14 protein-coding genes are annotated in these 13,816 nt (G+C 36.5%); 11 read left to right on the top strand and 3 right to left on the bottom strand.

What is annotated here, in order from left to right; translation table 11 throughout:
- Positions 1-53: 53 nt before the first annotated feature.
- From ACW0JX_RS20925 to ACW0JX_RS20890, 8 genes are all read left to right on the top strand, one after another.
- The gene (locus ACW0JX_RS20925) at positions 54-686 is read left to right on the top strand and encodes a helix-turn-helix transcriptional regulator (RefSeq protein WP_000583756.1); all 633 of its coding nucleotides are present in this window, start codon (positions 54-56) and stop codon (positions 684-686) included.
- A 29-nt stretch (positions 687-715) separates the two neighbouring features.
- Entirely contained in the window at positions 716-1,528 is an 813-nt protein-coding gene (locus tag ACW0JX_RS20920) for a pyruvate, water dikinase regulatory protein (protein ID WP_000368944.1), read from the top strand.
- A gap of 635 nt (positions 1,529-2,163) precedes the next feature.
- Complete coding sequence (locus tag ACW0JX_RS20915) at positions 2,164-2,307, top strand: hypothetical protein (protein ID WP_176549462.1); 144 nt, start codon at positions 2,164-2,166, stop codon at positions 2,305-2,307.
- An 81-nt stretch (positions 2,308-2,388) separates the two neighbouring features.
- Positions 2,389-4,185 carry a DNA primase gene (gene dnaG / locus ACW0JX_RS20910; protein WP_000528221.1) on the top strand — a complete coding sequence of 599 codons (1,797 nt, stop codon included), beginning with the start codon at positions 2,389-2,391 and terminating at the stop codon, positions 4,183-4,185.
- 59 nt (positions 4,186-4,244) lie between these two features.
- Positions 4,245-5,372, top strand: coding sequence for an RNA polymerase sigma factor RpoD (rpoD, locus tag ACW0JX_RS20905; protein ID WP_000764066.1), 1,128 nt, complete (start codon positions 4,245-4,247; stop codon positions 5,370-5,372).
- Positions 5,373-5,758: 386 nt separating this feature from the next.
- Positions 5,759-6,115 (top strand): cytochrome c550, encoded by a 357-nt coding sequence (gene cccA / locus ACW0JX_RS20900; RefSeq protein ID WP_000828142.1) that lies wholly within the window; start codon positions 5,759-5,761, stop codon positions 6,113-6,115.
- Positions 6,116-6,280: 165 nt separating this feature from the next.
- A complete protein-coding gene (locus ACW0JX_RS20895; protein ID WP_001006547.1) occupies positions 6,281-6,988 on the top strand; it encodes a tRNA (adenine(22)-N(1))-methyltransferase in 708 nt (235 codons plus the stop codon).
- Entirely contained in the window at positions 6,985-8,106 is a 1,122-nt protein-coding gene (locus ACW0JX_RS20890) for a Nif3-like dinuclear metal center hexameric protein (RefSeq protein ID WP_000036248.1), read from the top strand. Before ACW0JX_RS20895 ends, ACW0JX_RS20890 begins: the two co-directional genes overlap by 4 nt.
- Positions 8,107-8,146: 40 nt before the next feature.
- Here the strand turns inward: ACW0JX_RS20890 and ACW0JX_RS20885 are convergent, their stop codons facing one another.
- Together ACW0JX_RS20885 and vrrA are read right to left on the bottom strand one after the other, a co-directional pair.
- Complete coding sequence (locus tag ACW0JX_RS20885; RefSeq protein ID WP_000706657.1) at positions 8,147-9,097, bottom strand: 4-hydroxy-3-methylbut-2-enyl diphosphate reductase; 951 nt, start codon at positions 9,095-9,097, stop codon at positions 8,147-8,149.
- Between the two features lie 89 nt (positions 9,098-9,186).
- Positions 9,187-9,933 carry a VrrA/YqfQ family protein gene (gene vrrA, locus ACW0JX_RS20880; RefSeq protein ID WP_000484179.1) on the bottom strand — a complete coding sequence of 249 codons (747 nt, stop codon included), beginning with the start codon at positions 9,931-9,933 and terminating at the stop codon, positions 9,187-9,189.
- 180 nt (positions 9,934-10,113) lie between these two features.
- On the opposite strand from vrrA, the gene ACW0JX_RS20875 reads away from it, so the two are divergent.
- Together ACW0JX_RS20875 and ACW0JX_RS20870 are read left to right on the top strand one after the other, a co-directional pair.
- Entirely contained in the window at positions 10,114-11,424 is a 1,311-nt protein-coding gene (locus ACW0JX_RS20875; protein WP_000194023.1) for a DEAD/DEAH box helicase, read from the top strand.
- A 168-nt stretch (positions 11,425-11,592) separates the two neighbouring features.
- Positions 11,593-12,489: a deoxyribonuclease IV gene (locus tag ACW0JX_RS20870; RefSeq protein WP_095690204.1), complete on the top strand. Its 897-nt coding sequence runs from the start codon at positions 11,593-11,595 to the stop codon at positions 12,487-12,489.
- Positions 12,490-12,507: 18 nt separating this feature from the next.
- Here the strand turns inward: ACW0JX_RS20870 and ACW0JX_RS20865 are convergent, their stop codons facing one another.
- Positions 12,508-12,762, bottom strand: coding sequence for a DUF2624 domain-containing protein (locus tag ACW0JX_RS20865; protein WP_459245041.1), 255 nt, complete (start codon positions 12,760-12,762; stop codon positions 12,508-12,510).
- A 149-nt stretch (positions 12,763-12,911) separates the two neighbouring features.
- Here ACW0JX_RS20865 and ACW0JX_RS20860 point away from each other — a divergent pair, with 149 nt between their 5' ends.
- Positions 12,912-13,790, top strand: coding sequence for a YitT family protein (locus ACW0JX_RS20860; RefSeq protein ID WP_000435960.1), 879 nt, complete (start codon positions 12,912-12,914; stop codon positions 13,788-13,790).
- The last annotated feature ends 26 nt before the right edge of the window (positions 13,791-13,816 follow it).

Raw genomic sequence — 13,816 nt, 5'->3', positions numbered from 1 at the left:
AGTATATAATATTTAAGAGATAGTATAACTTTTTTCGTTGTGCATTAAAGGTGGTGATTATCATAGAGCTGAATAAACGGCAAGAACATATCATTCAGATTGTAAAAGATCACGGTCCTATTACAGGGGAATCAATTGCAGCGCAATTGGGTCTAACACGTGCGACGCTAAGACCAGACTTAGCAATTTTAACGATGGCTGGTTATTTAGAAGCACGTCCACGCGTAGGTTATTTTTATACGGGTAAAACTGGGGGGCAGCTATTATCTGAAGCTGTTAAGAAAATTAAAGTACAAGATTATCAATCTAGACCGGTTGTAATTGATAAAAATGTTTCCGTATACGATGCAATTTGTACGATGTTTTTAGAGGACGTTGGTACATTGTTCGTTGTAGATCAGATGACTCTATTAGTTGGTGTTGTGTCTCGTAAAGATTTATTAAGAGCGAGCTTAGGAAAGCAGGATTTAACCTCTCTTCCGGTTAATATTATCATGACAAGGATGCCAAACATTGCGATGTGTCGTAGAGAGGATTCTTTATATGATATTGCGATGGAATTAATAGAAAGACAGATTGATGCAATGCCAGTTGTAAAAGATACGAAACAAGGTTTAGAAGTGATTGGGCGAATTACAAAAACAAATATTACACGTGCGTTTGTAAATTTAGTAAATAACGAATAAGTGTAATTTGTTTAAAGTGAGGTAATGTAATGGATAATAAAATCGTATATGTCGTATCTGATTCTGTAGGGGAAACGGCTGATTTGGTTGTTCGAGCAGCAATGGGGCAATTCCCGTTTGCTCCTGATATTAGACGTGTACCGTATGTAGAAGATACAGGGACATTAAAAGAAGTGATTTCGATTGCTAAGAGTAATCAAGCACTTATATGTTTTACGTTAGTTAAGCCTGATATGCGCCAGTATTTAGTAACAGAGGCTGCAAAAGAAGGGGTAGAGGCATACGATATTATCGGCCCTCTTATTGATCAAATTGAAGAAATTACGGGGCAAGTGCCGAGATATGAGCCAGGTGTTGTCCGTAGGTTAGATGAAGAATACTTTAAAAAGATTGAAGCGATTGAATTTGCTGTGAAGTATGATGACGGCAGAGATGCACGAGGTATCTTAAAAGCAGATATCGTGTTGATTGGTGTTTCGCGTACATCAAAAACACCACTTTCCCAATATTTAGCTCATAACAAACGCTTGAAAGTTGCGAATGTACCACTCGTGCCAGAAGTTGACCCACCTGAAGAACTATATCAAGTGGCAAAAGAAAAATGTTTCGGTTTGAAAATTACGCCAGATAAGTTAAATCATATTCGAAAAGAACGATTAAAATCACTTGGATTAAGTGATGGAGCAACATATGCAAATATTAATCGTATTCAAGAAGAAATTGATCACTTTGAGGAAGTAATTAGTAAAATAAATTGCCAAGTAATCGATGTATCGAATAAAGCGATTGAAGAAACAGCAAATATTATTGTGAATGCAGTGCAAAACCAAAAAATGTTTTAGCACATTTACCAAAGGTGAATGTGCTTTTTTCGCTCGTGTGAAATATGATACCTATGGATTTTGTAATAGATTGTAGTGTAATGGTTATACTTATACTCCTTTGTCTTTTAGTATATTCAAGGTGTGAGTTTGTCATCCTGAAATGTAAGATGAAAAAATAAAGGGATATGTAGCGTAGTTGAAGAAAATATATTATAATAAAAAATTGTGATAAAAACCTATATTTTACGTTTAGACTTTAATTTTTCAGAATAAACTAGGGATAGGATTTACGAAAAAGACATGTAATTACGTTAAATCGACAAAATCTATACAAGAAAACGCACATTATGGAAGGATTCACAGAAGGGATGTAGAATACAGAAATATGCAAAACATCAACAACATATTAGTTGGTGTAGATGTATATCCCGTGAAGGCTGAAATTGTGCAAGTTGGAGCGGAATTTCATGTCGGAATTTTGTTTGTCGCATCATATGCTCATCCTTTAAGGAAATAGCAAGGCAATTGGATCTTTGTAGATACTGAACAAAATGGAGTTGATTGTTATATGGATCAACATGCAAATGTTACAGATCTCAAGATCAAACAGTATATGTGGCTTGCTACTCTTCTTGTAAAAAGGTGTATATGTATTGTTTCTAAGAGATACATTTGTAACAGATGAGCAAATGTATACAATTTTATATAGCAAGTATGTATATGCGATTTATGCAGATAAAGGATCTATAGGAAAGGTTCAAAATCGTTTATACAATGTAATCGGCAACACTTTCTAACAAGTTTAGAAAAATATTGTCGAATTATAAAGGAATTTTTTAATTTATATCGAATACAAAATACGACACGGAGATGGAGTTATGGGGAACAGAATTCCCGAAGAAGTTGTTGAACAAATTCGGACATCATCCGATATTGTAGAAGTGATTGGTGAATACGTTCAACTTAGAAAACAGGGGCGTAACTATTTCGGCCTTTGTCCATTTCATGGTGAGAATTCTCCTTCATTCTCTGTTTCATCTGATAAGCAAATTTTTCATTGCTTCGGATGTGGAGAAGGTGGAAATGTATTTTCCTTTCTAATGAAAATGGAAGGACTGGCTTTTACCGAGGCTGTTCAAAAGCTAGGCGAAAGAAATGGAATTGCGGTTGCAGAGTATACATCAGGGCAAGGACAACAAGAAGACATATCTGATGACACTGTCATCATGCAACAAGCTCATGAATTATTGAAAAAGTATTATCATCATTTATTAGTAAATACGGAAGAGGGAAATGAAGCACTTTCATATTTATTAAATCGTGGTATTACGAAAGAGATGATTGAGAAGTTTGAAATTGGTTATGCATCACCTGCTTGGGATGCAGCGACGAAAATTTTACAAAAAAGAGGTTTATCGCTGTCTAGTATGGAACAAGCTGGCCTTCTAATAAGAAGTGAGAAGGATGGTAGTCATTACGATCGCTTCCGTGGAAGAGTTATGTTCCCGATCTATACGTTACAAGGTAAGGTGATAGCGTTTAGTGGAAGGGCGTTAGGGGATGACACTCCGAAATATTTAAATAGCCCTGAAACACCGATTTTTCACAAAAGTAAATTGTTGTATAACTTCCACCAAGCAAGACCGTTTATTAGAAAGCGTGGGCAAGTGGTTCTTTTTGAAGGATATGCCGATGTGCTAGCTGCGGTAAAAAGTGGTGTGGAAGAAGCTGTTGCGACAATGGGAACAGCTTTAACTGAAGAACAAGCAAAACTTCTGCGACGTAACGTTGAAACTGTTGTTCTTTGCTATGATGGTGATAAAGCAGGGCGAGAAGCGACGATGAAAGCAGGGCAATTATTGCTAAAAGTTGGTTGCCAAGTGAAAGTCACATCCTTGCCAGATAAGCTTGATCCTGATGAATATGTGCAACAATATGGGACTACCGCTTTTGAAAATCTTGTGAAATCAAGTGTGAGTTTTGTTGGTTTTAAAATAAATTATTTGCGTTTAGGGAAAAATTTGCAAGATGAGTCTGGCAAAGAAGAATATGTGAAAAGTGTTTTAAAAGAGTTATCGTTGTTACAAGATGCGATGCAGGCAGAGTCATATTTGAAGTCATTATCGCAAGAATTTTCGTATTCAATGGAAACACTTTTGAATCAATTGCACCAATATCGCAAAGAACAAAAGGTACAGCAAAAACAAATAAAGCAGGTTGCTAAACCGTCTCAAGTCGTTCAAACAAAACCGAAGTTAACAGGTTTTGAAAGAGCGGAAAGAGAAATTATTTACCATATGTTGCAAAGTGCAGAAGTAGCTGTTCGTATGGAATCCCATATAGAAGATTTTCATACAGAAGAACATAAAGGGATTTTATATGAACTATACGCATATTATGAAAAGGGAAATGAACCTTCAGTCGGAACATTTTTAAGTTGGCTCTCTGATGAAAAGTTGAAAAATATTATCACTGATATTTCGACGGATGAATTTATTAATCCAGAATACACAGAAGAAGTGTTGCAAGGCCATTTGGAGACGCTTAGGCGGCATCAGGAAAAACTTGAAAAGATGGAGATCATCTTTAAAGTGAAACAAATGGAAAAAACAGATCCTGTAGAGGCTGCTAAATATTATGTAGCATATTTACAAAATCAAAAAGCGAGAAAATAGCTTTTTTGATAAAGTTTTAGTATAATGAATGTTTGTATCTCGCGTAAGGAGGGGAACAGATGGCTGACAAACCAGCTCGTTCTAAACAAATTGAAACTGAAATGACCCTTGAGCAAGTGAAAGAACAACTCACTGAGCTCGGAAAAAAACGTGGCGTTCTTACATATGAAGAGATTGCAGAACGCATGAATGGATTTGAAATTGAATCCGATCAAATGGATGAATACTATGAATATTTAGGTGAACAAGGCATTGACTTAGTTGGTGATAATGACAACGAAGAAGGCCCTAATAATCGCCAAATTACAAAAACAGAAGAAGAGTTTGACCTCAATGATTTAAGTGTACCACCTGGGGTTAAAATCAACGATCCTGTTCGTATGTATTTAAAAGAAATTGGTCGTGTAGACTTACTATCTGCAGAAGAAGAAATTCGACTTGCAACGCGTATTGAAGAAGGCGATGAAGAAGCGAAACGTCGTCTTGCAGAAGCAAACTTACGTCTTGTAGTAAGTATTGCAAAGCGCTACGTAGGCCGTGGTATGCTTTTCTTAGACTTAATTCAAGAAGGTAATATGGGTCTAATTAAAGCTGTTGAAAAGTTCGATTATCGTAAAGGTTTCAAATTTAGTACGTATGCAACTTGGTGGATTCGCCAAGCTATTACACGTGCGATTGCGGACCAAGCGCGAACAATTCGTATTCCAGTTCATATGGTTGAAACGATTAATAAGTTAATTCGTGTACAACGTCAATTATTACAAGATTTAGGTCGCGAACCGTCTCCTGAAGAGATTGGTGAAGAAATGGATCTTGCTCCAGAAAAAGTACGTGAAATCTTAAAAATTGCACAGGAGCCAGTTTCTCTTGAAACACCAATTGGTGAAGAAGATGACTCCCATTTAGGTGACTTTATTGAAGACCAAGAAGCAACATCGCCTGCGGACCATGCAGCCTATGAATTGCTAAAAGAACAATTAGAAGATGTGTTAGATACACTAACAGATCGTGAAGAAAATGTTCTGCGTCTTCGTTTCGGTTTAGATGATGGACGAACTCGTACGCTTGAAGAAGTTGGGAAAGTATTCGGCGTAACGAGAGAGCGTATCCGTCAAATTGAAGCAAAAGCACTTCGCAAATTAAGACATCCAAGTCGTAGTAAGCGTCTTAAGGATTTCTTAGAATAGGTTATTTTTTAAGTTTACTTCACCTTTGTGAAGTAAACTTTTTTATTTTGTTAATTTTTGTTAAAATTTAGCTATCGGCAACGATTACAATTTCTTGTAATTTATTTTACAGAATTGTCTTTTGATTTGCAAATGCTCATTTTTCGATTTTTCGATTAATTTTGTTTATTCTATACAAAAATATATGTAGAAAAGCGAAAAATATGATGAGAAACGTTAATAATTATCGAAATAATAAGCTATATGACAATAAAAAACAATAAACTGAATTTATGGAATATTTTTAACAAGTAGTAGTTTTCTCTTTTCTGATAGAGCGTTTTCAAGTACAATGGAAATGACTGAATCATCTAACTATTTAGGGGTATAGAGGGGGGAGAAGAGATATGAAACGTAATCCGCTGATTCCGTTCGCTCTTATTGCAGCATTGGGTATTATCGTTATGTTTGTATTTTCATTTCAGGGGCTAAATAAATCTAAAGAGTTAGCTGATGCAAAAAATGGCGGGAAGCCAGCACAAACAGCATCAAAACCAGAGGATATTGTGAAGCAAAGCTGTACGAGCTGCCACGGTGATCAGCTACAAGGGGCAGTAGGACCTAACTTACAAAAAATTGGTGGGAAACTTTCAAAGGATGAAATTAAAGAAATTCTTTCGAAAGGAAAGGGCAATATGCCTGCTAATATAGTTCCAGCTGATCAAGCCACTAAAGTAGCTGATTGGTTATCGAAGAAAAAATAAAGTTCCGTATGACAAGTCTTTTGCTTATGCAAAGGGCTTGTTTTTCTATATTTTCTAAAATACGATGAATGATAGAGAAGTGAATTGTTGTTATGGGCTTGCAACAACTACTATAAATTCATTATCATGGAGACAGACTGACAAGAGAAGGAGTAATGGAAATACATGAATGAAGTAAAGCTTTCAAAACGATTAGAAGAAGTTGTGCGTGAAATACCGGTAGGATCTACAGTTGCTGATATTGGATCGGATCATGCGTATTTACCGTGTTATACAATTATAAATAATATTGCTACAAAAGCAGTTGCTGGAGAGGTTGTAGATGGACCGTTTCGCTCTGCACAAGCAACTGTAGCTGAAAGTGGCTTGCAAGATAAAGTAGATGTGCGTAAAGGGAATGGATTAGCTGTTATAGCGCCAGGAGAAGTAGATGTAATTACGGTTGCTGGAATGGGCGGAGCGTTAATTCGTGACATTTTAGAAAGTGGTAAAGAAAAATTAGAAGGTGTAACACGTTTAATTTTACAGCCGAATATTGCAGCACATCATATTCGTGAATGGTTTGTTGAAAATGGTTGGGAGCTTATCCATGAAAAAATCGTAAAAGAAGATGGGAAAATTTATGAGATTTTAGTAGGAGAGCGAGGAAATGTCGAAGCACCTTACTCGGAAAATAAACAAGCGGGATTGTTTATGGGGCCATTTTTAATAAAAGAAAAAAGTGAAGCTTTCGTTGAAAAATGGGAAGGGGAATTGAAAAACTTCCAAAATATTTTAAAACAGTTAGAACGTGCGGCTAATTCTGAAGAAACAAAAGCGAAACGTGCAGAAGTAGAAGCGAAAATGAAAATGATAGGGGAGATTTTATCATGAGTAAAATTCCAAACGGCCATGAAATTATTTCTTTATTTGAAAGTATGTATCCGAAGCATCTGGCGATGGAAGGAGATAAAATTGGTCTGCAGATTGGAGCGCTTAATAAATCTGTACAACACGTATTAATTGCATTAGATGTAACGGAGGAAGTTGTGGAGGAAGCGATTCAATTAGGAGCGAATGTCATTATCGCGCATCATCCTTTAATTTTTAATCCGTTAAAAGCGATTCATACAGATAAAGCGTACGGAAGAATTATTGAAACGTGTATTAAAAATGATATTGCCATTTATGCAGCGCATACAAATGTGGATGTTGCCAAGGGCGGGGTAAATGATTTACTTGCTGAGGCGTTAGGGTTGCAAAATACAGAAGTTTTGGCACCGACATATGCAGAAGAAATGAAAAAAGTTGTTGTGTTTGTGCCAGTAACTCATGCAGAGGAAGTACGAAAAGCATTAGGAGACGCAGGTGCTGGTCATATCGGCAATTATAGCCACTGTACGTTTAGTAGCGAGGGTACAGGTACGTTTGTACCTCAAGAGGGGACAAATCCTTATGTAGGGGAAACTGGACAGTTAGAGCGCGTAGAAGAAGTGCGGATCGAAACGATTATTCCAGTTTCACTACAACGAAAAGTGATTAAAGCAATGGTAACGGCACATCCATATGAAGAAGTAGCGTATGATGTGTATCCACTTGATAACAAAGGCGAAACATTAGGGCTTGGGAAAATAGGATACTTAAAAGAAGAAATGACACTTGGACAGTTTGCAGAACATGTAAAGCAATCATTAGATGTAAAGGGTGCACGAGTTGTTGGGAAATTAGATGATAAAGTGCGCAAAGTAGCTGTACTTGGTGGTGATGGTAACAAATACATCAATCAAGCTAAATTTAAAGGAGCAGATGTATATGTAACAGGTGACATGTATTATCATGTTGCTCATGATGCGATGATGCTCGGTTTAAATATAGTTGACCCAGGACATAACGTTGAAAAAGTAATGAAGCAAGGTGTGCAAAAGCAATTACAAGAAAAAGTGGATGCAAAGAAACTCAATGTACACATTCATGCTTCGCAATTACATACAGATCCATTTACATTTGTATAAGAAAAATAAAAACCGTTGCTCATATAGGCAACGGTTTTTATTATTGTTCTTTTTTCACTTTTACACGAGGTAATATTTTTTGTAACGGTACTTTTCGAACTCTCTCCCATGTAGCGGGATTCATTGGGTCATATTGATCTAAGAAAGCGATAACTTCTTTTGTAATTGGAGTTGGAGTAGAAGCACCTGCTGTAACAGCTACGTTTTCTACACCTTGTAGCCACTCTAATTTAATCTCACTTACGTCTGCAACGCGGTATGCTTTGGTACCAGCAATTTCTTGTGACACTTGTGCTAAACGGTTTGAGTTGTTACTTTTCGGATCACCGACAACAATTGTTAAGTCTGCAACATCAGCTTGTTTAGCGACAGCTTCTTGGCGAACTTGAGTTGCTAAACAAATTTCTTTATGGAATTCTGCTGTTGGGAATTTTTTTTGAATGTCCTCCATTAAATGTTGAACATCCCATTGACTCATCGTTGTTTGATTCGTTACTAAAATTTTATCTGTTGGGATTTCTAATGTTTTTAAATCATCGGCTTTTTCGATAAGGTGAACGATGTCAGGTGCAATACCAACTGCGCCTTCTGGCTCTGGATGATTTTTTTTACCGATATAAATGACATGATACCCTTCCGCTTTCTTAGCTTCGATAAGGTCATGTGTCTTGGTAACATCTGGACAAGTGGCATCGATTGTTGTTAAACCTTTTTCTTTTGCGCGTTGTTTAACTTCTGGAGAAACACCGTGTGCAGTGAAAATAACAGTACCAGAATCAATTTTATCTAAAATTTCTAAGCGACTTGGACCGTCTAATGTGATGATTCCATCTTCTTCAAAAGCGTCTGTAACATGTTTATTGTGAACAATCATACCTAAAATATAAATGGGTCTCGGCAATGATTTATCTAATGCGGCGTTACGTGCAATTACCATTGCATCGACAACACCGTAGCAATAACCACGAGGGGAAATTTTAACAATTTTCATATGAGTAATCCTCTCCTTCTAAACAAGGGATACTTTTGTGCATAGTCTTTTACATTATAAAGGAGGAGTGGATAGAAAACAAAGGATTGTTACACATATAGTTTTGGTTTTGTTGCTGTTTTTTGAACAGGCTCCTCTCGTAATTCTTTTTCTATGACTGGCTCAATCACTATTTTTTTTCTTTTTCTTTTTTTTTGTGGAGGAGGCGGAGTTGCTACCTCAACCTTTTCTGTTATGTCTTCAGCCTGATTTTTAGTTGAATCTTCTTCCGTACTTTTTCCAGAGGTGAGGATTTTAACAATGCTTGGTAGGTTACGCATAATAGGGCCGTACTGTTCGACGACAGGGCTTACAGATTGAACGACTTGGGATACTTTTTCTATATTGTTTATCATATTAGTTGGATTCGAAATTAAATTCGCAAAAAAACTGCCGATGCCGCTACTGGATGCTGCTGTAGTTGTTGCACCGCCGCGCGTTTCGTTTGATTCGTACATTTGAGGGGGAATCATTTGCTCTGGATGCTGCTGCATGTATGGTTGATATTGCTGTGAGTACTGCTGTGGGTATTGCTGTTGATATTGGGGTTGATATTGTTGCCGATATTGAGGTGGCGGTTGCTGGTGCTGGTGCATCATTGGTGGTGGTCCTTCCATTTGTCGATAAGGCGGAACCATTTGCATGTAAGGTTCGGTTGGATCGTGTTTTTTAAAGAGTTTAGCAAGGAACCCTTTCTTTTTTTGTGCCATTGGTGGTAGTTGTGGAATTGGATATGGTGTATAAGGTTGCTGCCCTTGATTTGGATACATTTGTCTTGTAGGGGATTTTGGAAACATGTGAGAAATCCTCCTTTCTTCAGTTAGGTATATACACATACAATATGCAATAAGGGGGAAGAAGGTTAGTTTTTGAAGGGAAAACCTAAACTAAAGATGGATTTTACTTGTAGATTTCGATATAATGTAGACTTGACTGATTTGTGCGCGCAGTAGAAATTTAGAAAGAAGGTGTAACTTATGACACAACAAACTTTTACACAGTATGATTTTAAACCATTTTTAATAGATGCAGTTCGTGAACTACGCTTTACAGAGCCGACAGGAATTCAGCAGAAAATTTTCCCGGTCGTGAAAAAAGGTGTAAGTGTAATTGGACAATCCCAAACAGGTTCTGGGAAAACACATGCATACTTACTTCCTACATTGAACAGAATTAATGCAAGCCGTGAAGAAGTACAACTTGTTATTACAGCACCTACTCGTGAGTTAGCACAACAAATTTACGAAGAGATTGTGAAATTAACAAAATTCTGTGCGGAAGATCAAATGATTACAGCGCGTTGTTTAATTGGTGGAACTGATAAACAACGTTCAATTGAAAAGTTGAAAAAACAACCTCATATCGTAGTCGGGACACCAGGACGTATTAAAGACTTAGTAGAAGAACAAGCATTATTTGTTCATAAAGCAAATACGATTATTGTCGATGAAGCTGACTTAATGCTTGATATGGGATTCATTCACGATGTAGATAAAATTGCAGCACGCATGCCTAAAAACTTGCAAATGCTAGTTTTTTCTGCAACAATTCCTCAAAAACTAAAACCGTTTCTGAAGAAATATATGGAGAATCCAGAGCATATTCATATCAATCCAAAACAAGTTGCAGCTGGAAACATTGAACACTATTTAGTGCCTTCTAAACATCGTAATAAAATTGATTTAGTGAATAAAATGCTACTTCAATTTAAACCGTATTTAGCAGTTGTTTTCACGAATACGAAAAAAATGGCAGATCAAGTTGCTGATGGATTAATGGAACGCGGCTTAAAAGTTGGACGAATTCACGGGGATTTATCACCACGTGATCGTAAAAAAATGATGAAACAAATTCGTGACCTTGAATTCCAATATATTGTTGCGACTGATTTAGCAGCACGTGGTATCGATATTGAAGGAATTAGCCATGTTATTAACTATGAGCTACCATCAGATTTAGATTTCTTCGTTCACCGCGTTGGAAGAACAGCACGTGCCGGGCATTCTGGTATTGCAGTGACGATTTATGATCCAGCAAACGAAGAAGCATTAGATAGCTTAGAAAAACAACGTCATATCGAGTTTAAACATGTAGATTTACGCGGAGATGAGTGGGCAGATTTAGGTGAGCGTCGTCGTCGTAAGAGCCGTAAAAAACCAAATGACGAACTTGACGTTATGGCAACGAAAGTTATTAAAAAACCGAAAAAAGTAAAACCAAACTATAAACGTAAACTTGCAACAGAACGTGACAAAGTGAAGAGAAAATATAGCAATAAAAAAAGATAAGGGGTTTCCCTTATCTTTTTTTAATCCCGCTAATTTAAATGAAGAGTATAGTCTGTTTAAATACTCATATAAATTTGTGTAGTGCGTCTTTTGTGAACAAACAATTCACTACATATTTCTACAAATTATGCTATCATTATATCTATTGTATATTGAAGAGGTGATTGTATGTTAAAGATTGGATCTCATGTTTCCATGAGTGGTAAGAACATGTTATTAGCAGCAAGTGAAGAGGCTGTTTCATACGGTGCAACAACGTTTATGATTTATACAGGTGCACCGCAAAATACACGAAGAAAACCAATTGAAGAATTGAACATAGAAGCAGGAAGAAAACATATGGAGCTGAATGGTATTGAGGAAATTATCGTCCATGCGCCGTATATTATTAATGTTGGGAATACGACGAAGCCAGAAACATTCCAATTAGGCGTAGACTTCCTTCGTATGGAAATTGAAAGAACATCGGCATTAGGTGTAGCGAAACAAATTGTTCTTCACCCAGGAGCGCACGTTGGTGCTGGAGCAGATGCTGGTATTCAACAAATTATTAAAGGGCTTAATGAAGTACTAACGTCAGAACAGACGGTTAACATTGCGTTAGAGACGATGGCAGGAAAAGGAACAGAATGTGGTCGTAGCTTTGAAGAAATTGCAAAGATCATTGATGGCGTAAAATATAATGAAAAGCTATCTGTATGCTTTGATACGTGTCATACGCACGATGCAGGATATGATATTGTAAATGATTTTGACGGTGTATTAAACGAATTTGATAAGATCGTTGGTATAGATCGTTTACAAGTACTTCATATTAATGATAGTAAAAATGTACGCGGAGCAGGAAAAGACCGTCATGAAAACATCGGATTTGGTCACATTGGGTATAAAGCGTTGCATCACATTGTACATCATCCACAGTTAATGCATGTACCAAAAATTCTTGAAACACCGTATGTAGGGGAAGATAAAAAAGATAAGAAGCCACCATACAAATTGGAAATCGAAATGCTGAAAAACGGTACTTTTGATGAAGGGCTTCTTGAAAAAATTAAAGCGCAATAAGGAGGGGATTTCCCCTCCTTATTTTAGTAATTGCTGAAATAATGTATTTACTTGTCGGGCAGTGGCAGGGGAAGTTACTTTTGCAATCTGTTTTAAGAGCTCTAGTCGCTCGTTGTTATCGTAAATATTAATATTTTTACCTTTCATAAGTAAAACGATTTGGTCAGCTTGTGCAGTCGTAATAGAAACTTCATATTCTTTGCTATATTTTAATAACTCTTTTGTAGAAATATGATTTAATTTTTTATTAACAATTTGTTTAATGAGGTTCATCTTGTTATCCTCCTTCAGGCGTTCTTCTATCGAAATATATGAGCATATAGCTTGTACATATTCGTATAGAGTTTCTTTTTTCATGAGGAAAAGAAGCGTATGTTATAATATAAGGACAAAACTACAGAAAAAGAGTAAAGGGAGGACCTATGGAGCAAAAGCAACATCGAAAAGAAAGTGTTATTCATCTCATTTATCGTTTAGTTATGATTATTTTTGGGGCAGCATGCGCAGCGGTAGCGATTGAACTATTTTTAATGCCAAATAAAATTATTGATGGTGGAATTATTGGTATTTCTCTTATATTAGATTACCTTACTCCTAATATTTGGTGGTTAAGTTTTTCTACTTTAGTCGTTGTTCTCAATATCCCATTTATGTATTCGGGTTATAAGCAAATTGGAAAAACATTCATGTTATCTTCGGCATTTGGTATTGTAGCACTAGCATTCATTGAGTCAACGTTACATGCGGTGCCACCGTTTACAACAGAGCCTATTTTAGCGACTGTGTTTGGTGGTCTTATTTTAGGTCTTGGTGTAGGACTTGTAATTCGTCATGGTGGATCGTTAGATGGAACTGAAATTATGGGGATTTTATTAACGAAGAAATTACCGTTCTCTGTTGGTGAATTCGTAATGTTTGTGAACTTATTTATTTTTGCATGGGCAGCATTTGTGTTTGGTGTGGAACAAGCGATGTATTCTGTTATGACGTACTATATTGCATTTAAAACAATCGATACAGTAATTCAAGGGCTAGATGAAACGAAAGCAGTTTTAATTGTATCTGATCAATATGAGGAAGTATCAAATGCGATTTTACATCGACTCGGTCGTGGAACTACAAAGCTTGTAGCAAAAGGTGGTTATACAGATAAAGAAAAAGAAGTTATTTATGCAGTTGTAACGCGTCTAGAAGTGACGAAGTTAAAGTCAATTGTGCATGAAATTGATGAAAATGCGTTTGTTACGATTATGAGCACGCAAGAGACAAATGGTGGTAAGTTTAAATCGGCTATTCACTAAACGTATATAGGAATATTTTTCGAAAG

The sequence above is a fragment of the Bacillus sp. C-3-6 genome, from assembly GCF_054509685.1.
This window is presented reverse-complemented; position numbering and strand designations above follow the sequence as displayed.